Below are 24912 nucleotides of genomic sequence, written 5' to 3'. Positions count from 1 at the left end.
ATGGGCAAGAGCATTGTGGCGTCGGACAAGGACACGACCGTTATGCTGGAGCAGCTGCCGGTTCCGCAATTGGCGCAGTTGCACCTGCCGGCGGGGGCGCGCATCGCTCTGTTGGGGCAGGACGAGCTACCAGAATCTTCCCCAGAATCCCAAGTCATCTTGGTTTCTTCGGATCCGGCTTCTATTCCCCAACTGGCGGAGTGGACTCAGGGCGGCGGCGCGGGTTTCGTGTTGCTACGAAAGCCGGTCGAGCTGCGCAACCGGTGGCTAGTGGCATGGATGCAACTGCTGCAAGAAAGCGGCGTATGTGGCTACGAACCGGTGGGGGACGGATGGCTCTTTAGGATCGGAACAAAGACGGATTCCGATGCCATAAACGAATGGGCAAAAGACGCGTTCTTGCAGGCTAGTGGCGGTGAGGAAGTAGCCAAGCCAGAATCTTCGGGCAGCTACTTGGGCCTGCTCAAGTACGTTCGCCACCATCGCAATGTTCCTGTAGCTGCCAGTTCGGTCGAGGGGGACGCTGAACAAACCGGTCACCTGGTGGCAAAGATAAAGAACCTGCAGAATGAAAATGACAGGATAAAAGCCCGCTATAGGGCACTGGCCAACTCGAAACTCGGATCGCTCACTCTGAAGTGGTGGGAGCGCGGAGGACACAAGTGAAAGACGAACACCTATCCGAGGAACTTCGCCAGATCCTACTGGACGATGAGCAACTAGATCGGGAAATAAAGCGGGTAGAGGACGCTCTGGCAGGTGCAGAGCAAAAGGCCCTAGAGCAGGTGGTCCAGGAGGCACAGTGCCTCGTAAGTGTTATTGTGCCAGCATTTCGGTCGGCCGCGACCTTGAAACGAACGCTGCAGTCGCTGGCAGTGCAGTCCATGGTGAACAACCTCTACGAGGTGGTGGTGGTTCTAAACGGTCCCGACGATGGCATGGTGCAGCTACTTGAGGCTTTGACTCAGCAGCCGCAGTATTCCAACCTGCGGTGGGTACGAGCGGCGCGGACGGGCGCCGGACACGCGCGAAATATTGGGCTGTCGCTGGCCCGAGGCGAATTTGTCACCTTCGTCGACGCGGACGATTCGGTACAACCGCGTTTTCTGGAACAGTTGGTAGAAGAGGTTGGCCCCGGAATTATCCCGGTTGCCCCGATCTTGAACTACCAGGGATCCGAATTAGTCGAGGAAAATGCCCTTGCAGAGAGGATTTTGCAGAATGCCGGCAAGTCCGTCCCGGTCGATTCGGTGCCGTGGATGCTCGGCTTCAATGCGTGCAAGCTGGTTCCGATCGAATTGGCCCGCCAGGTTTGCTACAGGGAAGACCTGACTTCTGGCGAGGACGTCGTCTACTTTGCCACCGCCTTAGCGGGTAAGAAACTGCATTTCCATTTCCCAACCCAGGAAGATTGCGCGTACCGCCGTTACATTACGGCAGAATCCGTGTCCAGGCAGCAGAGTTCATACGAGTTCAACGTGGAAGACCGACTCGATTGCGTCGCCGCGTTGCAAGAGGTGAAGGACCGGGATAACCAGGGTGCCCTCGATTCTCTTATCAGCTCCCAATATGGTTTTGCGGTGCGTTACCTGCAAGAACATCCGGCCTTAGCCCCCAAGCTGGAGGGGGATCTGGCGGCTCGCTCCCTGTTCGATTTTCCCTGGCAGACGGTCAACAAGGGCAAGGCAACCAACCTGGTATTTGCCTACTGCTTCTCGCCATTTTCGGATACGTCCGCAACCGTGGCTGCGAAGGTCGTTGCCGATATGGGCCGCATCTCGGACGTGATCAGCAATGACATGGCCAAACTGCGTCATAAGGATCTCTCCTTGAACACCATCTCGGATCGGTGGATAGCAAATAGGTATGTAGTCACCGCTCCCGTGTCGTTTTCCGGATGGGATCCGACGGTGTCCTTTGCGCGGCAGGGCGTAGCGGTGGCAGAGCGGGCCGCAGCTGCCGGCGAAGGATACGAAACCATGTATTCGAGGGCGCTCTGGGCGGCCTCGCACGTGGCTGCCTTCCTGTATAAGCGCAGGCATCCTCAAGTGCGCTGGAGCGCAGAGTTTTCTGATCCGCTGCGCCGGGATGTTACCGGAAACCTGCGCGTAGGTGCTTTCGGCAAGGATGACCTATCGGACATGATGCTTCGCTACCTAAAGAAGCATGGCACCGAATTGATGGTGGAAGATTCCTACTTCGAGCTCATTGAACTTACTACGTTCCTTGCTGCAGACGAGCTGATCTTCACCAATGACAACCAGCTCGAATACATGCTCATGGATTACCCGCCGCAGCTGCAACAGTTGGTGCGGGCCAAGGCCAAAGTCTGGCACCATCCCACGCCGCCTGCTACCGCCTACGATGCAGTACCAGCCAGGTACCAGATGCCTGAGGGCGATATAAACATCGCCTACTTTGGTGCTTTTTATAAGAACCGCGGCCTAGACGATGTCTTTGTAGCCCTGCGAAACCTCTCGCGGGAAGAGCAACGGAAGGTTCGCTTCCACGTGTTCTGCAACAAGCCCAAAGAGGTCAGCGAACTGGTAACCGCCTACGGTATCGACCTGGTTACCTACGTAAACGGTTACCTGCCGTACCTGGAATTTCTAAATGTGTGTAAAGGCTGCGACGTGCTTTTGCTAAATGATGCCATCTGCCTGGACACTATGCCAATAAACCCGTTCTTGCCGTCCAAGTATGCCGACTACCTGGGCGCCGGGCGCGATATTTGGGCCCTAGTAGAACGTGGTTCGGCTTTAGATAAGGCGCAGGTTACCTACAAGGCGGAGGCAGGCAACTCGGCAGATATCTTGCACCAGCTGAAGCGGATTATAAGCCAAAAAGGCTAACGGCCATACTTTTGGAGTAGTTCCAAAGTACGGTGGTATTCCTGCCAATCTTTCTGGGTGTACGGCAAGATGCCAAAGCTAGCTAGGCGCGCAATCAGACCTGCCCTGAATTGGGCAGGTACTTTTTGCAGGAAATTGGAATTGTAACGTTCGAAGAAAGTCAGATCGGCTCCCTCGATAAAGTCGTTGACTTCGTCGGGCATCTGCGAAACAAAAATGTCTCGTACCTGTGCTCCCAATTTCTTCTGCATGTAAAAAGACAAAAGGTGCGAAACGAATGACGTCCCAAACGGGAGTCGATGCTGCGGGTATGGCTTCCTGGGCTCTGTAGCTTGCAGCGGCAATCCCGTGAAAAGTTCAGCCAGCTTCAACAGCACCCATTTGCGGTAGAGCTTTTCAGTTCCCGGTTCAGCCAGTGATTTTAAGGAATCGTCCAGCAGGTCGGGAATAGTCTGGGCAGCAATGATGGCGCTGCCCACCTCTGTAATGCCGAGGGCGGGGTTATACCAATCCAGTCCTAAGAATTCGAAAACGGGGAAATTGGTGGTGTCCATGTCTGGGCCCGCCGAGAGCATATTTTGCGGGCTGGCTTCCAAGATCGACCCGAACGAGAGAACATCTAGACCCAGAGTAGGGGAGGCCAAGATAGCGCCCAGGGCCATAAATGCCCAACTATGGCGGTGGAACTTTTCGGTAACCAAGTTGGTTCGTACCGTGAGCGTGGGAAAGTTATCAAAGAAGACGGCTTCGCGGGCAAACCTACCCCCGAAATCCAGCGAAATAAGAATGGTCTTGTCTGGGTCGAGCAGTTCCTTGGCAGCTATGGAATCAAAGCCCCCAGAGAAACTGAGGCCAATATTTCCGCACTTAGCATTGGGAACCTCGCTGGTAATAGAGTGGGCCGCTGAGCCGACAGACAGCTGGCATTGGCAAAATTGGCTAAGGAAGTCGACACACTGGGCAGGCAGAGCATGGTCGACGCTCATCTGGTCGAAAGACTGCCCCGAAATAATAGCTAGCGTTGCGGTGAGCGTCTTTGCGGTGATGACTATTGGGCGCGAGAATTCGAAGAAACAGCGAAAATTATTTTCTTCGCTACGCACGTCAAAGCTAAGACGAGTGTTATTCGTTAGTTCAAAGTTAGCGTACGAAACTGCGACCATGGCGTCCTCGATTCAAAAATCAATCTGTAGACAGAAGCATTGCACGAACCGGTCCTAGGCGCCATGGCGCCTAATAGTCCCTTCCATATGGGAAAGCTCCACCAAATCTGGTTCCTCGAACTGCTCGAGCGTTTCGGCAAAAATCTGCTGTGCCTGTTCGTGCTGATTCTTAGCCAACAGCCACGACCATTTGCGGTAGTTACGCGCCACCGTGTAGGCATCCCCGTCCTGGATCACGCGCCCCTTATGAAGCCAGATTGCTCTGGTGCACATCTCTTCTACCGTCTGCGCGGCATGAGAAACCAAGAACATCGTGCCCGCGTTTTGGCGCATCTTAGTCATGGCGTCCTCGGAACGTTCCCGAAAAGCGGCATCGCCGGTGTTGAGCGCCTCATCTATCAGCAAGATATCCGGCCGGGAGGCAGTTGCAATAGCAAAACGCAGCCTAGAGCCCATACCGGAAGAATAAGTACGCATAGGACGGTAAAGAGCGTCTCCAATATCGGCAAGTGCCGCCACTCGGGGGATTGCCTCCTGCACCTGCGCCGGCTCCATGCCCATGGCCAAACACCCCAGTTTTATATTCCGGTACCCGGACAGATCCGGGCTAAGTGCCGCCGACACTCCCAACAAAACGGGTTGCGAAGAAGCCTTTACCACTCCGGAATTTGGGGTCTCCACGCCAGCAATAATGCGGAGCAAAGTGGATTTACCCGAGCCGTTTAGCCCTACCAATCCCACTGCTTCGCCGGACCGGACGGCGAAAGAAACGTCCCTAAGTGCATGCACTTCGCGGCGCGGATTGCGCCCGAGCACCCGCATTAGCGCCCTCGTGGGAAGCGAATGCCGCCGCCGAGCACGGTCGTCATTTACCTCGCTCTTGTAGGTAACAGAAATGTTGTTCACCAGCACTGATATGGAACCAAGTGGAACCTCCACCCCGGTCTTAACGTTCTCGGCCATATTCGACCTCCCGCTGCCAGAAGAAAACAAAACCAAAGACGAACACGCCGATGCTCCACGCCGCAATGGTGCCGAACAACGACAGCGCAGGCACTCTGCCGTACAGCAGGCACTCGCGGTAGGCGGTAAGGAATTGGTATGCAGGATTCCACTCCATCAGTGTCACGGCGATCGGGATGTGCTCGAAGCGCTTGACCGAGAAGAAAATGCCCGACCCGTAAAACCAGAACCGCGACAGTAGGTTGATCAGCGCTCCCAGGTCAGGCACCATGTGGCAGAGTTTGCCGCCGATCAGAATGAGGCCGGTGCAAAACAGCTGTTGCAGGGCAAGCAGGGGAATTAGGAAGAACCACGTGGGCCCTACGGCCGCCGTGCCGTACCCAATAGCTAGACAGATCAACAACGTGGCAATAGTGGGGAGGGAATCGACGAAGTTGCGCACGGCCAACGAGAACGCCAGCGCCGCCCTCGGAAAAGCGAATGCGCGAATTAGGTTTCGTCCGCCACGGATCAGGTTCGACCCGCCGTTGAGCGCGGAAGTGAAGAACGCGAAGAAGATAACGCCAATGGCAAGATAACCGACGAAACGCGGTACGCCTCGCGAAGTCTTTAAGAGGAGGCCGAACATCAGCCCGTAAATGCCAATGTCCAGCAGGGGATGCAAGATCAACCAGGCATGCCCCAAAAGCATGTTCTTAGACTTGCCGAAAGCCCTTGCCCGAGCGTTCTGCCAGATGAAGTGGCGCCGCCCCCACAGCTGGCTGATGTAAGTGCGCAGGGGCGGCCTGCCTACCACCGGTTTCAAGTTCCAGTCGGCCAGATAAGTGATGCCGTATGGGGAAGTATCGATCGTTATTTCCGAAAGCCAACTGTTCAAATCCTCGTTCACGCCACTGGCGCCTCCTACACTGCGAGGGCGGGTAGGAGGGTTGGCAACGATGTCTGCGTGCGCCTTGTTTTTTTCCGTTTCCCAGACATCAGATCCCCCGCACTTTCTTGTAGATTTGATCGTATATTTGCGCATTGTCGGCCCACGTCCGCAGCGGCGGCGCGGCGACAGGAACAGGATGGTTCAAGACTTTTGCGACGGCATCCGCCCAGGCGCTCACGTTGGCAGCCTCAACCAGAGTGCCGGATGGGGACGGTGGCGTGATCTCGGCTAACGCGGGCAAATTGGAACAGATGAGGGGCGTGCCCGCCGCTACCGCCTCCATGCCTTTAATGGGTGTGACAGTCCTGGTTACCGGCTCATCGCGCCTAGGAATCACAAAACAATCCAGCGCCTTGTACCACAGGCGAGCCCGTTCGGGGGATACCCGGCCTACGAAACTGACCCGGTGCGCTACCTGACATTTGGCCGCCAGCGCCTTTAGCGCGGGGACTGATTCGCCAGAACCGACGAGTGCAAGATGGACGTCCTCGCCGCGCTGGCACAGCTGTGCCAGGGCATAGATAGCCGTTTCTAGGCCTTCGTAGGCGACGATGGAAGAAATGGAGCCGAACAGTTTGCGATCAGCAGGAATGCCCAGCTGGGCGCGCGCCTGGAGGCGGGTGCATTGGGCGGGAGGAGATAGTGGCAGATTGGGCACTACGAAGATCTTGTGCGCGTCCACCCCACGGGCACACAGCCTTTGTTTATGCACGGCAGAGAGGACGACAACGGCGTCTGCCATTGCTGCCATCAGCGTTTCTTTTCGGGCTAGGTGCCGGTAGTACCAGCTGGTTTCGCCGCTCGCCCGATATTCTTCCGGCAGTTTGGATAGCCAGGTACTTTCGAGCTCACCGCGCATCTCGTAAACCCAGGGGAGGTCGAAACGCTTGGCCAGAGCAGCTGTCACCAAGGCATTCTTAAAGTCGGTGGTGGTGTGTAAGACATTTGGGGCAAAAGAGTTGGCGGCGATGGCGGCCTCTTTTGCAGACCGGGCAAGTCGGGCAGGCCACAGCCTGGGCCAACTAGCGGGCAGCATCCGGGCGTAGTCGACACCGTCTATTTGCTGCCTGTCAGAAGTGGCAACCTTGCCGATTATCAGGGGGTATCCAAGGCGGGTCAAGGCGCGCACTGAGATACCGGCCTGTGTCTGCGCCAGCAGCACCTGGTGAGTGCGCAGGGAATAGCCAGATTGGGTGAAGGGGAGGGAATTGGTAAGAATGTGCAAAGCGCGGTGGCGGCCCTGCGGCACCTGGTAGGTGCGAGCCGGCAGATCCGCGGTAGGCAGAGCAAAACCATCCGTTTGGATTGCGGCGTTTGCGACCAGGCGGGATTGCAGTGCCGGGGGAGCGGCATCGATGGCCTCCGGAATTTTCCCAATTCGCTGCAGAAAACGCGCATAGGCGCGCCCGTATTTCCTTGGTGGGCACATTCCCGCCAACGCCCACACCGCTGCCTCAAAACCATTGCGAGGGCTAGGCTGTGCCGTCTGCGCCGCCCTCTGTAAATCCCGCTGCAGCATGGCAGCAATTGTCTGCCCCGAAGGAAGTACTCGCGTGAGTGGGCTTAAGGCATTTGCCACCGGCAAGGGGAGGCGACGACAAACCTGCAGGGCAAGCAGAGCTGGGTCGTCCGCAAACATTGTCTGAAATGCCGACAGGCCGGCCCGCAATTGCCGAAGCAAAGGAGCAAGGGGCATAAGCATTCCAATCCGGGGAGCAGTTCTTCGACTGCCAATTTTATCGGAATATCGCCAACTGCGACTGGCTGGGCAGGGCGCCCTCTGCAAAAAGCCCCATGACCTTGTGAAACTGCCTACAATGAAAAGGGCAAGTATAGACACCTGGTAATAAAAAAGCTAATCTAATAGTTCGCGTGTTCTGTGTCCGAGGTGAGCTGGAAGTCCCGCATTTAAATGAGCGCAAAGTGCGGTTGAACCCAGTATCAGTTAGGGGCCAGTTCGACGCCGTGCGCAACCATCCATTTAGGAAGGGACACCTTTGGCTGCCTTGAGCACCTCAGACGCACCGGTGGCACGCCACCGAATCTCATTCAACCAAATTCAAGAACCAATGCAGCTGCCCAACCTGCTGGGCCTGCAGATGCAGTCCTTCGATTGGCTGCTTGGAAACGAAGCATGGAAGGAAAGGGTCGAAGAATCTCAGGCATCCGGTTCTAACGAACTGCCTGCGATGTCCGGCCTCGAAGAAGTGTTCGCCGAAATCAGCCCTATTCGCGATTTTGGCGAGACGATGTCTCTGTCGTTCCGGGAATACTACTTCGACCAGCCCAAGTACTCCATTGACGAATGCAAAGAGAAGGACTACACCTACTCTGCTCCGCTGTTCGTCACCGCCGAGTTCGTAAACGAAAACACTGGCGAAATTAAGTCGCAGACCGTGTTCATGGGCGACTTCCCACTCATGACTCCGCGCGGCACCTTCATCATCAACGGCACTGAGCGTGTCGTTGTCTCCCAGCTGGTTCGTAGCCCCGGCGTTTACTTCGAACGAACTGCCGACAAGACCTCCGACAAGGACATCTTCGGCTGCCGCTTCATCCCCTCTAGGGGTGCTTGGCTCGAGATGGAGATCGACAAGCGCGAGAACGTTGGCGTTCGCATCGACCGTAAGCGCAAGCAGTCCGCCACCATCTTCCTGCGCGCCCTCGGCATGACCCCCGAGGAAATCCGCTCGGAATTCAAGGACTACCCGGTAATGCTGGAAACCCTCGAGAAGGATCCAGAAGCGATCCGCACCACCGAGGATGCCCAGACTGACATTTACAGGAAGATCCGCCCGGGCGAACCGGCTTCTGCTGAAGCTGGCCGGTCGCTGCTAGAGGGCTTCTACTTCAACGACAAGCGCTACGATCTGGCAAAAGTTGGTCGCTACAAGATCAACAAGAAGCTGGGAATCGAAACTTCTCTGGACGAATCCACCCTGCGCATTGAAGACATCATCACCGCCTTCAAGTACCTGCTAGCGATTCACGCCGGCCAGCGTACCTTCCCCGGCGTGCGCAAGGGCCAGGAAGTCGAGATGCGCGTAGAGACCGACGACATCGATCACTTCGGCAACCGTCGCATCCGCGCCGTCGGCGAACTGATCCAGGTGCAGGTGCGCACCGGTATGTCCCGTATGGAAAGGGTCGTGCGCGAACGCATGACCACTCAGGACGTTGAAGCGATCACCCCGCAGACCCTGATCAACATTCGCCCAGTGGTTGCGGCAATCAAGGAATTCTTCGGTACTTCGCAGCTGTCGCAGTTCATGGACCAGAACAACCCGCTGGCTGGACTTACCCACAAGCGCCGTCTGTCCGCCCTCGGCCCCGGTGGTCTATCCCGTGACCGTGCAGGCATGGAAGTCCGCGACGTTCACCCGTCCCACTACGGCCGCATGTGCCCGATTGAAACCCCTGAAGGCCCGAACATTGGTCTGATTGGTTCGCTGGCATCCTACGCGCGCATCAACCCCTTCGGTTTCGTGGAAACCCCGTACCGTCGCGTTGTCGACGGCAAGGTCACCGACGAACTGGAATATCTAACTGCAGACGACGAGAACGGCAGCTACATTGCGCAGGCGTCCACCCCGATGGACGACGAGGGCAACATTCTTGGTGAAGAAGTTGTCTGCCGTATCGCAGGCGGCGACCCCGCACTGGTACCCGTCGAGGACGTCGACTACATTGACGTGTCCGCACGTCAGATGTGCTCGGTTGCAACCGCACTGATTCCGTTCCTGGAACACGACGACGCAAACCGCGCACTAATGGGCGCGAACATGCAGCGTCAGGCTGTGCCGCTACTGAAGACTGAGGCCCCGATGGTGGGCACCGGCATGGAGCGCCGCTGCGCTATTGACGCCGGCGATTCCGTAGTAGCCGCCAAGGCTGGCGTCGTTGAAGAACTGGATGCGGACGCGATCTCGGTTCTAAATGACGACGGCACCCACCAGGTTTACAAGCTGGAAAAGTTCGAGCGCTCGAACCCCGGCAACTGCTCTAACCAGCACGTTGCTGTAGAGGTAGGCCAGCGTGTCGAAAAGGGCGACCTGCTGGCCGACGGTCCTGCGACCGACGGTGGCGAACTCGCCCTCGGTAAGAACCTGCTAGTTGCCTACATGTCTTGGGAAGGCCTGAACTACGAGGACGCGATCATCCTTTCGCGTCGCGTGGTGCAGGACGACGTCCTCACTTCGATCCACATCGAAGAGCACGAAATTGATGCTCGCGAAACCAAGCTGGGTCTTGAGGAAATTACCCGTGACATCCCGAACGTTGGCGAGGACGCCCTGGCCAACCTAGACGAGCGCGGCATCATCCGCATTGGCGCAGAGGTCACTTCCGGCGACATCCTGGTTGGCAAGGTCACCCCTAAGGGCGAAACCGAACTGACTTCGGAAGAGCGTCTGCTGCGCGCCATCTTCGGCGAGAAGGCACGCGAGGTGCGCGACACCTCGATGCGTGTTCCTCACGGCGAATCCGGCATCGTCATTGGCGTACGCGAATTCAATGACGAAGAGGACGAATTACCCCCGGGCGTAAAGCACATGGTGCGCGTCTACGTTGCGCAGCGCCGCAAGATTACCGTTGGCGACAAGATGTCTGGTCGTCACGGTAACAAGGGTGTTGTTTCGAAGATTCTGCCGGTCGAGGACATGCCGTTCATGGAAGATGGCACCCCGGTTGACATTATCCTGAACCCGCTGGGCGTGCCCGGCCGTATGAACGTCGGCCAGGTACTAGAGATGCACCTTGGGTGGATCGCTTCGCAGGGTTGGGACGCTACCGAGGCCCTGAAGAACAACGAAGAGTGGACCAAGCTACTGCCGAAGGACGGCCTGAAGGCCCCGGCACGTTCGCTGCTGGCCACCCCGGTGTTCGACGGCGTGCAGCAGGAAGAACTCAACGGCCTGCTCACCTGCACTCTGCCTAACCGCGACGGCGTGCGCATGGTCAACGACCTGGGCAAGGCTCAGCTGTTCGACGGCCGCTCCGGCGAACCGTTCCCGTACCGCATCGCGGTCGGCTACAAGTACATGCTGAAGCTACACCACTTGGTTGACGACAAGATCCACGCCCGTTCGACCGGCCCGTACTCGATGATTACTCAGCAGCCGCTGGGTGGTAAGGCGCAGTTCGGCGGCCAGCGTTTCGGCGAAATGGAAGTTTGGGCAATGGAGGCATACGGTGCCGCCTACGCCTTGCAGGAACTGCTAACCGTGAAGTCTGACGACATCGTCGGGCGCGTGAAGGTTTACGAGGCGATCGTAAAGGGTGACGACATTCCGGAACCGGGTATCCCCGAATCGTTCCGCGTGCTCATCCAGGAAATGCGTTCTCTGTGCCTGAACGTTGAGGCACTTGACGCAGAAGGCACAGCGGTTTCGCTGCGCGACGAAGAGGACGATGCTGGCCGTGCAACCGAGGAGCTGGGGATCAACCTTGGCGCTAGGCCGAACGCTGCATCTTCCACGCTGGATGAGATTTAAGGAGTCGGTATGGACGCAAAGGCATTTGAAAAACTACACATTGGTCTTGCTACTGCAGAAGATATTCGCGGCTGGTCTCACGGCGAGGTAAAGAAGCCCGAGACCATCAACTACCGTACTCTGAAGCCCGAAAAGGACGGCCTGTTCTGCGAGCGGATCTTCGGACCTACCCGCGACTGGGAATGTGCGTGTGGCAAGTACAAGCGCGTGCGGTACAAGGGCATCATTTGTGAACGCTGTGGCGTAGAGGTAACCAAGTCGAACGTGCGCCGTGAGCGCATGGGCCACATTGAACTGGCCGCCCCGGTTACTCACATCTGGTACTTCAAGGGTGTGCCTTCCCGCCTCGGCTACCTGCTGAATCTGGCTCCGAAGGACCTAGAGAAGGTCATCTACTTCGCTGCCTACATGATCACCGAGGTAGACGAAGAGGCCAGGCATGCAGATATGCCGTCGCTGCGCAACGAGCTGGATGTTGAAATCAAGCGCGTTTCAGAGGGCGTTGACTCTGCTATTAACCGCAGAGCTGAGAAGCTCGAGAAGGATCTGGCCACGCTGGAGGCCGAAGGCAAGCCCACCAAGGCTCAGCTGGACAAGCTGAAGAAGGCCGCCGACAAGGAAATGGGGCAGATCCGCCGCAAGGCAGAGCAGACCCTGAAGCGCCTTGACGACATGTGGGACAAGTTCGTAAACTTGAAGGTCGGTGACCTAGAGGGCGACGAACTGATGTACCGCGAGCTGGATTCGCGCTACGGAATCTACTTCAAGGGTTCGAAGGGCGCGGCTGCCGTGCAGAAGCGCCTCGAAAACTTCGACCTCGAGGGCGAAGCAGAAGCACTGCGCGAAACCATCGCTACCAACACCGGCCAGCGGAAGACCCGCGCTCTGAAGCGTCTGAAGGTAGTAAACGCCTTCCTGCGCACCGGCAACTCGCCGCAGGGCATGGTGCTGGATTGCATCCCGGTCATCCCGCCGGATCTGCGCCCAATGGTGCAGCTGGACGGTGGCCGTTTTGCGACCTCGGACCTGAACGATCTGTACCGTCGCGTGATCAACCGCAACAACCGTCTGAAGCGACTGCTTGATCTGGGCGCTCCCGAGATCATCATCAACAACGAAAAGCGCATGTTGCAGGAGTCGGTCGACGCCCTGTTCGACAACGGTCGTCGTGGCCGCCCGGTTTCGGGCCCCGGCAACCGCCCGCTGAAGTCCCTTTCGGACATGCTGAAGGGTAAGCAGGGTCGTTTCCGTCAGAACCTGCTGGGCAAGCGCGTGGACTACTCGGGCCGTTCAGTCATCGTGGTTGGTCCGCAGCTGCACCTGCACCAGTGTGGCCTGCCCAAGCAGATGGCCCTGGAACTGTTCAAGCCCTTCGTAATGAAGCGTCTGGTCGACCACAACTACGCCCAGAACGTGAAGGCTGCAAAGCGCATGGTGGAACGCCAGCGCTCGCAAGTGTGGGATGTGCTGGACGAAGTCATTCGCGAGCACCCCGTGCTGCTGAACCGTGCACCTACGCTGCACCGTCTAGGCATTCAGGCGTTCGAACCGGTACTGGTTGAAGGTAAGGCTATTCAGCTGCACCCGCTGGTATGTGGTGCGTTCAACGCCGACTTCGACGGTGACCAGATGGCAGTCCACTTGCCGCTGGGTGCTGAGGCGCAGGCTGAAGCCCGCATCTTGATGCTGTCCGCAAACAACATCCTGAAGCCGTCTGACGGCCGTCCGGTTACCATGCCTTCGCAGGATATGATCATCGGCCTGTTCCACCTGTCCTCTGAGCCCGACCCGGCAGTCGAGGTAAAGAAGGACGAGGACGGCAACCCGGTTGTGCGTTACTTCTCCTCTGTAGCCGAAGCCATCATGGCCTTCGATCTGGGCGAACTGGATCTGAATGCCAAGGCTCGCATCCGCTTTGAGGACATTGTCCCGCCGGTCGATTGGCAGGCTCCGGAAGGCTGGCAGGACGGGGATCCCGTCGTGCTGGAGACTTCCCTCGGGCGCGCCATTTTGAACGAGACCTTGCCTGTGGATTACCCGTTCGTAGACAAGGTCGTTGACAAGAAGGTGCTCGGCACCATCGTCAACACCCTGGCAGAGCGGTACCCGAAGGTTGTCACCGCAGCCTCCTTGGATGCGCTGAAGGCAGCCGGTTTCCACTGGTCTACCTGGTCTGGTATTTCCATCGCGTTCAGCGACGTTGTCAGCCCCGAGGTGAAGAAGGAAATTCTGGCCGACTACGAGAAGCGGGCAGCAGACGTGCAGTCGAACTACGACCTCGGTCTGATTACCGACGACGATCGTTACCGCGAAGTTGTGGCGATTTGGACCGAATGTACTGCGAAGGTTGCAGAGGCAATGCGCGCGAACTTCCCGGTTCGCAACACCGTGTTCCGCATGGTCTCCTCTGGCGCCCGTGGTAACTGGGACCAGATCCGCCAGATCGCCGGTATGCGTGGCCTGGTGTCGGACCCGAAGCAGAAGCTGATCGAGCGTCCTATCAAGTCCAACTACCGCGAAGGCCTAACGGTTCTGGAATACTTCACCGCAACCCACGGCGCCCGTAAGGGTCTGGCTGACACGGCGCTGCGTACCGCAGACTCCGGTTACCTGACCCGTCGTCTGGTTGACGTGTCTCAGGATGTCATCGTTCGCGAAGAAGACTGTGGCACCCGCCGCGGCCTGACCATGAACATTGGTTCCATTGGCGAGGACGGCAAGGCAGTGCGTTCTGACATCGTCGAGACCACCGCATTTGCGCGTACCCTTCTGAAGGATGCCGTGGACGCGGATGGCAACGTTGTTGCCGAGGCCGGCGCAGATGTGGGCGACGCGCTGATCGACAAGCTGATCGATGCTGGAATCACCACCATCAAGGTGCGTTCCGTGCTGACTTGCGAGTCCTCAGTTGGTACCTGTGCTGCTTGTTACGGGCGTTCGCTCGCCACCGGCAAGCGTGTGGACATCGGTGAGGCCGTAGGCATTATCGCCGCCCAGTCCATTGGTGAGCCCGGTACTCAGCTGACGATGCGTACGTTCCACACCGGTGGTGCTGCTGGTGCTTCGGACATTACCCAGGGTCTGCCCCGTGTGCAGGAGCTCTTCGAAGCTCGTACCCCGAAGGGTGAAGCTGCGATCACCGAGGCCGCCGGCCGCGTGAAGATCGTCGACGAAGCAGACGGCCCGCGCGTGGTTACCATTACCCGCGACGACGGTGAAGCCGACCTCGAGATCGAGGTTTCGCGCCGCCAGAAGCTGCTGGTAAAGGACGGCGACCATGTGGGCGTCGGACAGCAGTTGGTCGAAGGCCGTGTAGACCCCAAGAAGGTGCTGCGCGTCCTCGGCGTGAACGCCACCCAGAAGCAGTTGGTTGACGAAGTGCAGGAAGTGTACCGTTCCCAGGGCGTGGATATTCACGCCAAGCACGTCGAAGTCATTGTGCGCCAGATGCTGCGCCGCGTGACCGTGCTGGATTCGGGCGACACCAAGTTGCTGCCCGGCGAACTGGTAGACACTATGCGTTTCCGCGACGAGAACAGGCGGACCGTGGCCGAGGGCGGCAAGCCCGCTGCGGGCCGTCCTGAGCTGATGGGTATCACCAAGGCGTCGCTGGCAACGGATTCTTGGCTATCTGCAGCATCCTTCCAGGAAACCACCAAGGTCCTGACAGAAGCTGCTATGAACGGCAAGGACGATCCGCTGCTCGGCCTCAAGGAAAACGTTATCCTTGGTAAGTTGATCCCGGCCGGTACCGGCCTGAGCAACTACCAGCACGTGAACGTAGAGCCCACCGCCGAGGCGATGGCTAACGTTGGCTGGTCTGAAGATGACTTCCGCGTAGGCGAGGTAGACGATGATTTCTTGGCAGGAATCAACTTCGAAACCGCCTTCCGCAACGGTCTGTAAATAGCTGCGAAGGCCCGGAATCCCATATGGGGCTCCGGGCCTTTTGCTTTTAAGAACAAGGAGGCCAGCGGTAGCGTCAGGTTGCTCACACAAGGGCAAGGAACCTTTGACGCACCAGGCCTATTGCCGTAATCTTGACGCTGGTACCCGATGCGTCGGGTTACCGCTTTACGCCGCAGCAAGCGGCATCGGGCTTCTACCGTTGAGGCTCCGGACGTTCCAGTACAGCCAGTCTGGGCGGGCCGGCCCCTGGCGGTGAACGCTGCCCTGGGGCGGTAATCAAAAGTTAGGGATTTCCCAAGGACGCCGGAGCTAAACTTAATCATTTCATTTTCTAAACAACGGAGACGTAGTGCCTACTATTCAGCAGTTGGTGCGCAAGGGTCGTCAGTCCAGGCGTAGCAAGGTGTCCACACCTGCGCTTAAAGGCTCCCCGCAGCGCCGTGGCGTGTGCACCCGCGTGTACACCACCACCCCGAAGAAGCCGAACTCCGCTCTGCGTAAGGTTGCCCGTGTGCGCCTTTCGTCTGGCATCGAAGTTTCGGCGTACATTCCCGGCGAAGGCCACAACCTTCAGGAACACTCCATCGTGCTGGTGCGCGGTGGCCGTGTGAAGGACCTTCCCGGTGTCCGCTACCGTATTGTCCGCGGCTCGCTAGACACCCAGGGTGTACGCGACCGCAAGCAGGCTCGTTCCCGCTACGGCGCAAAGAAGGAGAAGTAGTAAATGCCTCGTAAAGGTCCCGCTCCCAAGCGCCCTCTGGCCGTTGACCCGGTCTACGGCTCGACCATCGTCACTCAGCTGGTTAACCGCGTTCTTCTTGATGGCAAGAAGTCGCTGGCTGAGCGCATCGTTTACAACGCCCTCGAAGGTGTTCGCGGCAAGACGGATCAGGATCCGGTTGCCGTTCTGAAGCGCGCGCTTGACAACATCCGTCCGTCCCTCGAAGTTCGTTCTCGCCGCGTCGGTGGCGCCACCTACCAGGTGCCTGTCGAGGTAAAGCCGAACCGTGCAACTACTCTAGCGTTGCGTTGGTTGGTAGACTTTTCTCGCAAGCGCCGTGAAGGCACCATGACTGATCGTCTGATGAACGAAATCCTGGATGCGTCTAATGGCCTTGGGGCTTCTGTGAAGAAGCGCGAGGACATGCACAAGATGGCCGAATCCAACAAGGCTTTCGCTCACTACCGCTGGTGATCCGCCGGGTTAAGCCGACGGCCACCGGATTCTTTATCCGTTTCGTCAACAAGTTAGGACAACACCAGTGGCACTAGACGTGCTTACCGACCTTACTAAGGTCCGCAACATTGGCATCATGGCTCACATCGATGCCGGCAAGACCACCGTGACCGAGCGCATCCTGTTCTACACAGGCATCAATTACAAGATTGGTGAAACCCACGATGGCGCAGGCACCATGGACTGGATGGACCAGGAAAAGGAACGTGGCATTACCATTACTTCTGCTGCGACCACCTGCTTCTGGAAAGAAAACCAGATCAACATCATCGACACCCCCGGCCACGTTGACTTCACTGTCGAGGTAGAGCGCTCCCTGCGTGTTCTCGACGGTGCTGTTGCCGTGTTCGACGGTAAGGAAGGCGTTGAGCCTCAGTCCGAGACCGTGTGGCGTCAGGCTGACAAGTACAACGTCCCCCGTATCTGCTTCGTCAACAAGATGGACAAGCTGGGTGCGGACTTCGATTACTCCGTGGGTACCATTCGCGAGCGTCTGCACGCTACCCCCGTCGTCATCACCTTCCCGATCGGCGCAGAGCACGATTTCGAGGGCGTCGTTGACGTCCTACGTATGAAGGCCCTGCACTTCCCTGAAAAGGATGCCGATGGCAACGACACCTTCGGTTCGGTTGTCGAAGAATCCGAGATTCCCGCAGAGCTAGCCGACAAGGCTGCTTCTTTGCGCGAAGAGGCCGTCGAGATCGCAGCTGAGTCTTCTGAAGAACTCATGGAGACCTACCTCGAGACCGGTGAGCTGACCAACGAGCAGATCATTGCTGGTCTGCGTCAGCGTACTATCGCTTCCGAGGTCTACCCGGTATTCGCCGGTTCCGCATTCAAGAACAAGGGTGTCCAGCCGATGCTGGACGGCGTGCTGGCCTTCCTGCCCTCGCCGCTCGATGTTCCTCCGGTGCACGGCTTCGAGCCGCGTCACGAGGACGAGGAACTGATCCGTAAGCCTGACGAGAACGAGCCCTTCGCGGCGCTGGCGTTCAAGGTTGCGGTTCACCCCTTCTATGGCAAGCTGACCTACGTCCGCGTCTACTCCGGTAAGATCAACGCCGGCGACCAGGTTGCTAACTCCACCAAGGAAAAGCGCGAGCGCATTGGCAAGATCTTCCAGATGCACTCCAACCACGAGAACCAGGTGGACGAGGCGCACGCAGGTCACATTTACGCTTTCATCGGTCTGAAGGAAACCACCACTGGTGACACCCTTTCTGACCAGCAGAAGCAGATCATTCTTGAGTCGATGTCGTTCCCGGATCCGGTTATCCACGTCGCTATCGAGCCGAAGTCGAAGGCTGACCAGGAAAAGCTGGGTACTGCTATCCAGAAGCTGGCAGAAGAAGACCCGACCTTCACTGTGCGCCTAGACGAAGAAACCGGCCAGACCGTTATTGGTGGTATGGGCGAGCTTCACCTGGACGTCCTCGTCGACCGCATGCGTCGCGAGTTCAAGGTTGAAGCAAACGTCGGTGCTCCGATGGTTGCTTACCGCGAAACCATCAAGAAGGCAGTCGAAAAGGTCGACTACACTCACAAGAAGCAGACTGGTGGTTCCGGCCAGTTCGCAAAGGTGCAGGTTTCCTTCGAGCCCCTACCGCTCGATGGCGAAGAAACTTACATCTTCGAAGACAAGATCACCGGTGGTCGTGTTCCGCGCGAATACATTCCGTCGGTTGACGCCGGTATTCAGGATGCAATGGAGTCCGGTATTCTTGCTGGATACCCGCTCGTCGGTGTGAAGGCCACCCTGGTTGATGGCGCATACCACGACGTGGACTCCTCTGAAATGGCGTTCAAGATCGCTGGCTCCATGGTCTTCAAGGAGGGCGCTCGCAAGGCAAACCCGGTTCTGCTCGAGCCGGTTATGGCCGTCGAGGTCCGTACCCCCGAGGAATACATGGGCGATGTGATTGGCGATCTGAACTCTCGCCGTGGCAGTATTTCTGCTATGGAGGATGCGCACGGCATTAAGATCGTGCGTGCAACCGTGCCTCTATCGGAAATGTTCGGTTATGTCGGAGACCTTCGGTCGAAGACGCAGGGCCGAGCAGTATACTCGATGGAGTTCGACAGCTACGCCGAGGTTCCTCGCAACGTTGCTGACGAAATCATTGCAAAGACCCGGGGCGAGTAGGACCCGCGGGTTTGATCCTGCACACAAAATTAAAAACAAACCCGTAGTGGTCTCATTCGCCTGTTAGGCTTATAATCAGCCAAAGGCTTATTTGAGAGTAACTACCCGAGTCCCAGGAGGACAAAAGTGGCTAAGGCCCAGTACGACAAGTCCAAGCCGCACGTAAACGTCGGCACCATCGGTCACGTTGACCATGGTAAAACCACTACCACTGCAGCTATCACCAAGGTGCTGCACGACAAGTACCCCGATCTGAACGAGTTCACCCCGTTCGACGAGGTCGACAACGCTCCTGAAGAGCGCGATCGTGGTATTACCATTAACGTCTCCCACGTCGAGTACCAGACCGAGAAGCGTCACTACGCTCACGTAGATGCTCCCGGCCACGCCGACTACATCAAGAACATGATTACCGGTGCGGCTCAGATGGACGGCGCAATCCTAGTTGTAGCCGCCACCGATGGCCCGATGGCTCAGACTCGCGAGCACGTTCTGCTCGCCCGTCAGGTCGGTGTGCCCGTAATCCTCGTCGCCCTGAACAAGGCCGACATGGTTGATGACGAAGAAATGCTGGAACTGGTCGAGGAAGAAGTTCGCGACCTGCTGAACTCCCAGGATTTCGATGGCGACAACGCTCCTGTAATCCGCATCTCCGCTCTGAAGGCCCTCGAAGGCGATCCGGAATGGGTTGCTCAGATTGAGAAGCTGATGGACGCAGTCGACGAGTACATCCCGACTCCGGAGCGCGACCTCGACAAGCCGTTCCTGATGCCGATCGAAGACGTCTTCACCATTACCGGCCGTGGCACCGTTGTGACCGGTCGTGCAGAGCGCGGCAAGCTCGCTCTGAACTCTGAAGTCGAAATCGTTGGTATTCGCGAAACCCAGAAGACCACCGTCACCGGCATCGAAATGTTCCACAAGACCATGGACGAAGCCTGGGCAGGCGAAAACTGTGGTCTGCTGCTGCGTGGCACCAAGCGCGAAGATGTTGAGCGTGGCCAGGTTGTCTGCCAGCCCGGCTCGATCACTCCTCACACCCAGTTCAAGGGTCAGGTCTACATCCTGAAGAAGGAAGAAGGCGGACGCCACAAGTCCTTCTACTCGAACTACCGCCCGCAGTTCTACTTCCGTACCACTGACGTGACCGGTATCATCCAGCTGCCCGAGGGCAAGGAAATGGTCATGCCTGGCGACACCACCGAGATCGAGGTTGAACTGATTCACCCGATCGCTATGGAAGTTGGCCTCGGCTTCGCTATCCGTGAGGGTGGCCGCACCGTTGGCTCCGGTCGTGTGACCGAAATCGAGAAGTAAGCTTTTCGATTAGCGAATAGCTCTAGTGGGCCCGCCTGCATTGCAGGTGGGCCCACTTTTTGTGTAAGGGTAAGGAGATGCAGTGGGTAGAAGTCGCATTGAGGTGGATTTGCCGCTCCAGCTGGATCGGGCGGATTCGGCTTCGTTGCCCTCGCAGATCGTCGGTGAGCTGCGGAAGGCGATCGGCAGGGGAGTGCTCATTGCTGGGGATACTATGCCTTCCTCGCGGGCGCTGGCCAAATCTTTGCGTCTCTCCCGCGGCTCAGTTGTTGCCGCGTACGAACAACTGGCAGCCGAGGGATATTTGGAAGCCACGCGCGGTGGGGGTACACGGGTTAGTACGCAGTTGGAGGATTTGCACCCAACATTAGCCCAGGCCAAGCCGGAAAAACGGCCTCAGCAAAAGGTGGGGGGCTCGCCTTCGCTTTCGTTGCTTCCCGGTATACCCTTTGAGTCGTCGTTACAAGAGGCGCCTTGGCGAGCGGCGTGGCGAAGCGGAGCGAAACTACTGGACGAGCTCGACCTGCCAGAGGTGCTGGCTGAGCATCTGCGTCATCTGCGTTCGGTGGTGGTTTCGCCGCAAAATATCATGGTTACTTCCGGGGCTAGAGACGGCCTAGCCACGGTGCTGCATACGTTTCGATACTTGAAGGGACGCCCCGCCAAAGTGGGCTTTGAATCTCCGGGTAACCGCCATTTGCGCACGGTGGTGCGACTGCTTGGCCACGAGGTGGTGGCCGTGCCTATTGACGACGAAGGTGTCATGGTTCGGGCTCTGGAGGGACTGGATCTGGACCTGTTGGTGGTTACCCCCTCGCATCAGTATCCGGCAGGGGCATCCATGTCCGCCTCTAGGCGCTTTGCGGTCCTGGAGTGGGCCCGCACCAGAAGGGTAGTGGTGGTAGAGGACGACTACGACTCGCTGCTGAGGCACGTTTCGGCTCCCTTGCCGGCGCTGGCATCGCTAGATGACCCTGCCGACCCGCATGTGATCTTGCTGGGGACGTTCTCTACTTTGCTGACTCCGCGCATGTCTGCGGGGTGGTTGAGTGCTCCTAAGCCGCTGTTCCAGAAGATGGCAAAAGTACGGTCGGGATTAGGAAATCCGGTTAGTTCCATCACGGCGCAGGCATTGGCGGCATACGTTTCGTCCGGAGAACTTGCTAGGCATACGCGAAGGATGCGCCGTCTGTACAAAGCTCGCTCTAAGACATTGCGGGAGTCTCTGGAGAGGGTGCCGGGGGTACGGATTTTGGCCCAGGCCTCTGGCTTGAACGCTGCGCTTACGACGTCGTCCTACCCCGAGGGCGCCCTGGTGTCGCGCTGCGAAGAAGCGGGGTTGCGGGTGCGCGGGCTGCACGATTATTGGGGAGAGGCATCCTGGCATGTGGGCCTGATGGTAGGAGTGGGAGCGCTGAAAGAAGAAGAATTCCAGATAGCCGTTGATCGGCTAGTCCAGGCCTGTTCTCCCAGGCCAAAATAGGGGAGCGCTCCGCTCAATCGCCCCCGCGCGACACGCCCGAGTACGGGTAGCGGTACAACTCACACAGAAACCGCCTTTTATGCGAGGGCGAAGACTGTTATTGTAGATAACCGGTCTTCCGAAATGGCGCATTCGTGCGCCCGCTTTGGAAAACCGGCAGTCATAACTGCTCGAAAGAGCAGACGAGGCTGTTAGATAAGGAGAAACCACAAACTCGGCGCCGCAGAACATATGCGACACGCCCGAGTGCGTGGGTCGGCAAAATACGACATCAAAGATAGAGGTATGACGGCATGGCGGGACAGAAAATCCGCATCCGGCTGAAGTCCTATGACCACGAGGTCATCGACTCTTCGGCCCGCAAGATCGTCGACACGGTCACGCGCGCCGGCGCCACCGTGGTGGGCCCAGTGCCCCTGCCGACCGAAAAGAACGTGTTCTGCGTTATTCGGTCGCCGCACAAGTACAAGGACAGCCGTGAGCATTTTGAAATGCGCACGCACAAGCGTCTAATCGACATCATTGACCCGACGCCCACGGCAGTAGATTCGCTCATGCGACTCGATCTGCCCGCTGACGTCAACATTGAGATCAAACTCTGAGGAACTCTGCCATGAGCACGCTAAAGCAGACTGCGCCCGCAGTGCCCGTGAAGGCACTTCTCGGCCGCAAGCTAGGCATGACTCAGGTGTGGGATCAGGACAAGAAACTAGTCCCCATCACAGTCGTGCAGGTTGAAAAGAACGTGGTGAGCCAGATCCGTAACAACGAGACGGATGGTTACGAGGCAATTCAGCTAGCCTTCGGCGAGCTGGACCCCCGTAAGGTCACCAAGCCCCTAAAGGGACATTTTGAGAAGGCTGGGGTAGCCCCCCGCCGTCACATTGTGGAAATCCGTACCCCCGATGCTGGCGAATACGAACTCGGCCAGGAACTGGCTGCCGACGTCTTCGAGGCCGGCACCAAGGTCGACGTCACTGGCAAGACCAAGGGTAAGGGCTTCGCAGGCGTCATGAAGCGTCACGGCTTCGGTGGCGGCCCCGCAAGCCACGGTGCCCACCGTATCCACCGCAAGCCCGGTTCTATCGGCGCTTGTGCAACTCCAGGCCGCATTTTCAAGGGCCTGCGTATGGCCGGCCGCATGGGCTCCGCCCGCCGGACCATCCAGAATCTGACGGTCCACGCAGTTGACGCCGAAAAGGGCATCCTGCTCATCACCGGCGCCATCCCCGGTCCCAAGAACGGGATCGTTGTGGTCCGCACTGCCGTGAAGGGTGCGTGAACATGTCTGAGAAACTGACTATCGACATTGTGGATGCCGAAGGCAAGGCCACCGGCACTTATGAACTTCCGGCCGAAATCTTCGACCGCGAACTCAACATTCCGCTGATTCACCAGGTCGTCGTCGCCCAGTTGGCTGCTGCCCGTCAGGGCACCCACGCCACCAAGACCCGTGGCAACGTCCGCGGTGGCGGCAAGAAGCCTTGGAAGCAGAAGGGCACCGGTCGTGCTCGTCAGGGATCCATCCGCTCCCCGCAGTGGGTTGGCGGCGGTGTCTCTCACGGCCCTCAGCCTCGCGACTACTCCCAGCGGACCCCCAAGAAGATGAAGCTTGGCGCTCTGTACTCGGCTCTTTCGGATCGCTTCCGCAAGGACCGTATGCACGTCGTCTCCAAGTTCATGGATGTGGATGCCACTCCGAAGACCAAGGCTGCTAAGGCTGTTGTTGAGGCTCTGGTTGCAGAGCGTCACCCGCTAGTAGTCCTGGATCGCGAAGAGCTGTCCACCGCGTCCTCGCTGTCGAACCTGCAGGAAGTTACCTTCCTCTGGGCAGACCAGCTGAACACCTACGACGTAGTTGACGCTGACGATGTCATCTTCACCACCGCCGCCCTCGACAAGTTCCTGGGCAAAGGCAAGGAGGAAGACAAGTGAGCCTCGAAAAGCATAGGAATCCACGCGACATCATCATCGCGCCGATCGTTTCCGAAAAGGCCTACAGCCTGATGGATCAGGGCAAGTACACCTTCGAGGTGGAAAAGTCCGCGAAGAAGCCGGCTATCAAGGCCGCTATTGAATCCATCTTCGGCGTCAAGGTTGCCTCGGTGAACACGATCAACCGCCAGGGCAAGCGCGTTCGCACCCGCACCGGCTATGGCAAGCGCAAGGACACCAAGCGCGCGATTGTCACGCTGCGCGAAGGCACCATCGACATCTTTGGCGATTCGGTTGCCTGAGCCGGGGGAAATAGAGGAATAACATGGGAATCCGCAAATACAAGCCGACGACCCCGGGTCGCCGCTTCTCCTCGGTGTCTGACTTTTCGGAACTTACCAGGTCGACACCCGAGAAGTCGCTTCTCCGTCCGCTAACTAAGACTGGTGGCCGTAACTCTTACGGTCGCGTGACTGCTCGCCGTCGCGGCGGCGGCCACAAGCGCCAGTATCGCGTGATCGACTTCCGTCGTCACGATAAGGACGGCATCCCGGCTAAGGTCGCACACATTGAATACGATCCGAACCGCACGGCCAACATTGCTCTTCTGCACTTCGCAGATGGCGCAAAGCGTTACATCCTGCACCCCGCAGGTGTGAAGCAGGGCGACCAGATCGAGCAAGGCCCAAGCGCTGATATCAAGCCCGGCAACTGCCTGCCGCTTCGCAACATTCCGCTAGGTACTGTTGTGCACGCTGTAGAGCTGAAGCCCGGCGGCGGCGCCAAGATTGCCCGCTCCGCTGGCTCCTCCGTGCAGCTAGTAGCTAAGGAAGGCCGCTTCGCTCAGCTGCGTATGCCCTCCGGCGAAATCCGCAACGTTGAGGCCGATTGCCGCGCTACCGTTGGTCAGGTTGGCAACGCCGAGCAGATCAACATCAACTGGGGCAAGGCCGGTCGTCTGCGTTGGAAGGGACGCCGCCCGAAGGTTCGCGGTGTCGCTATGAACCCGATCGATCACCCGCACGGTGGTGGCGAAGGCCGCACTTCCGGTGGCCGTCACCCAGTGTCGCCTTGGGGCAAGCCCGAAGGCCGCACCCGCCGTCCGAACAAGCCCAGCGACAAGCTCATTGTGCGTCGTCGCCGGACCGGCAAGAAGCGCTGATTAGGAGTTAGACGATGCCACGTAGTTTGAAGAAGGGCCCCTTCGTCGACGATCACCTAATGAAAAAGGTCGATGCCGCCGTCGAATCTGGCTCCAAGAATGTAATCAAAACCTGGTCGCGCCGCAGCGTCATCACCCCCGATTTCATCGGGCTGACTTTCGCTGTGCACGACGGTCGTAAGCACGTTCCTGTTTACGTGACCGAAGCAATGGTCGGGCACAAGTTGGGCGAATTCGCCCCCACCCGTACCTTCAGGGGTCACGACAAGGACGACCGCAAGGGTCGCCTTCGCTAGGCAACCCATCTACTGGAAGAATTGAGGCA

At 58.2% G+C, this 24912-nt stretch carries 19 protein-coding genes; 15 read left to right on the top strand and 4 right to left on the bottom strand.

What is annotated here, in order from left to right:
- Complete coding sequence (locus QP400_RS01625; protein ID WP_004805651.1) at positions 1-666, top strand: hypothetical protein; 666 nt, start codon at positions 1-3, stop codon at positions 664-666.
- Complete coding sequence (locus tag QP400_RS01620; RefSeq protein WP_004805653.1) at positions 663-2852, top strand: glycosyltransferase; 2190 nt, start codon at positions 663-665, stop codon at positions 2850-2852. The genes QP400_RS01625 and QP400_RS01620 overlap by 4 nt, the downstream gene beginning before the upstream one ends.
- Here the strand turns inward: QP400_RS01620 and QP400_RS01615 are convergent.
- The 4 genes from QP400_RS01615 to QP400_RS01600 form a co-directional block, all read right to left on the bottom strand.
- Complete coding sequence (locus tag QP400_RS01615) at positions 2849-4015, bottom strand: hypothetical protein (RefSeq protein WP_004805655.1); 1167 nt, start codon at positions 4013-4015, stop codon at positions 2849-2851. The two genes, QP400_RS01620 and QP400_RS01615, sit on opposite strands and share 4 nt — an antisense overlap.
- A gap of 54 nt (positions 4016-4069) precedes the next feature.
- Positions 4070-4978, bottom strand: a complete 909-nt coding sequence (locus tag QP400_RS01610) for an ABC transporter ATP-binding protein (protein ID WP_004805657.1) — start codon at positions 4976-4978, stop codon at positions 4070-4072.
- On the bottom strand, positions 4962-5867 hold the full coding sequence (locus tag QP400_RS01605) for an ABC transporter permease (protein ID WP_004805659.1): 906 nt from the start codon (positions 5865-5867) through the stop codon (positions 4962-4964). Before QP400_RS01605 ends, QP400_RS01610 begins: the two co-directional genes overlap by 17 nt.
- A gap of 88 nt (positions 5868-5955) precedes the next feature.
- Positions 5956-7428, bottom strand: coding sequence for a glycosyltransferase family 4 protein (locus QP400_RS01600; protein ID WP_160309226.1), 1473 nt, complete (start codon positions 7426-7428; stop codon positions 5956-5958).
- A gap of 478 nt (positions 7429-7906) precedes the next feature.
- Between QP400_RS01600 and rpoB the strand changes: the two genes are divergently transcribed.
- The 13 genes from rpoB (at position 7907) to rpsS (ending at position 24883) form a co-directional block, all read left to right on the top strand.
- Positions 7907-11401: a DNA-directed RNA polymerase subunit beta gene (gene rpoB, locus QP400_RS01595; RefSeq protein WP_004805663.1), complete on the top strand. Its 3495-nt coding sequence runs from the start codon at positions 7907-7909 to the stop codon at positions 11399-11401.
- A gap of 9 nt (positions 11402-11410) precedes the next feature.
- Positions 11411-15307: a DNA-directed RNA polymerase subunit beta' gene (locus tag QP400_RS01590; protein ID WP_004805666.1), complete on the top strand. Its 3897-nt coding sequence runs from the start codon at positions 11411-11413 to the stop codon at positions 15305-15307.
- Between the two features lie 352 nt (positions 15308-15659).
- Complete coding sequence (rpsL, locus tag QP400_RS01585; RefSeq protein ID WP_004805669.1) at positions 15660-16031, top strand: 30S ribosomal protein S12; 372 nt, start codon at positions 15660-15662, stop codon at positions 16029-16031.
- A 3-nt stretch (positions 16032-16034) separates the two neighbouring features.
- The gene (gene rpsG, locus QP400_RS01580; protein ID WP_004805670.1) at positions 16035-16505 is read left to right on the top strand and encodes a 30S ribosomal protein S7; all 471 of its coding nucleotides are present in this window, start codon (positions 16035-16037) and stop codon (positions 16503-16505) included.
- A 67-nt stretch (positions 16506-16572) separates the two neighbouring features.
- On the top strand, positions 16573-18690 hold the full coding sequence (gene fusA / locus QP400_RS01575; protein WP_004805673.1) for an elongation factor G: 2118 nt from the start codon (positions 16573-16575) through the stop codon (positions 18688-18690).
- A gap of 126 nt (positions 18691-18816) precedes the next feature.
- Positions 18817-20007 carry an elongation factor Tu gene (gene tuf, locus QP400_RS01570; RefSeq protein ID WP_004805674.1) on the top strand — a complete coding sequence of 397 codons (1191 nt, stop codon included), beginning with the start codon at positions 18817-18819 and terminating at the stop codon, positions 20005-20007.
- 82 nt (positions 20008-20089) lie between these two features.
- Complete coding sequence (gene pdxR, locus QP400_RS01565) at positions 20090-21490, top strand: MocR-like pyridoxine biosynthesis transcription factor PdxR (protein WP_004805676.1); 1401 nt, start codon at positions 20090-20092, stop codon at positions 21488-21490.
- Between the two features lie 293 nt (positions 21491-21783).
- Positions 21784-22092, top strand: coding sequence for a 30S ribosomal protein S10 (gene rpsJ, locus QP400_RS01560; RefSeq protein WP_004805679.1), 309 nt, complete (start codon positions 21784-21786; stop codon positions 22090-22092).
- 11 nt (positions 22093-22103) lie between these two features.
- A complete protein-coding gene (rplC, locus tag QP400_RS01555; RefSeq protein ID WP_004805680.1) occupies positions 22104-22772 on the top strand; it encodes a 50S ribosomal protein L3 in 669 nt (222 codons plus the stop codon).
- 2 nt (positions 22773-22774) lie between these two features.
- On the top strand, positions 22775-23425 hold the full coding sequence (gene rplD, locus QP400_RS01550) for a 50S ribosomal protein L4 (protein ID WP_004805682.1): 651 nt from the start codon (positions 22775-22777) through the stop codon (positions 23423-23425).
- Positions 23422-23727, top strand: coding sequence for a 50S ribosomal protein L23 (gene rplW / locus QP400_RS01545; RefSeq protein WP_004805684.1), 306 nt, complete (start codon positions 23422-23424; stop codon positions 23725-23727). The genes rplD and rplW overlap by 4 nt, the downstream gene beginning before the upstream one ends.
- A gap of 23 nt (positions 23728-23750) precedes the next feature.
- Positions 23751-24587, top strand: coding sequence for a 50S ribosomal protein L2 (gene rplB / locus QP400_RS01540; RefSeq protein ID WP_004805685.1), 837 nt, complete (start codon positions 23751-23753; stop codon positions 24585-24587).
- 14 nt (positions 24588-24601) lie between these two features.
- Entirely contained in the window at positions 24602-24883 is a 282-nt protein-coding gene (rpsS, locus tag QP400_RS01535) for a 30S ribosomal protein S19 (protein ID WP_004805686.1), read from the top strand.
- The last annotated feature ends 29 nt before the right edge of the window (positions 24884-24912 follow it).

The organism is Winkia sp. UMB3158, from assembly GCF_030217145.1.
In the GTDB taxonomy this organism is placed as follows: domain Bacteria; phylum Actinomycetota; class Actinomycetes; order Actinomycetales; family Actinomycetaceae; genus Winkia; species Winkia anitrata.
This window is presented reverse-complemented; position numbering and strand designations above follow the sequence as displayed.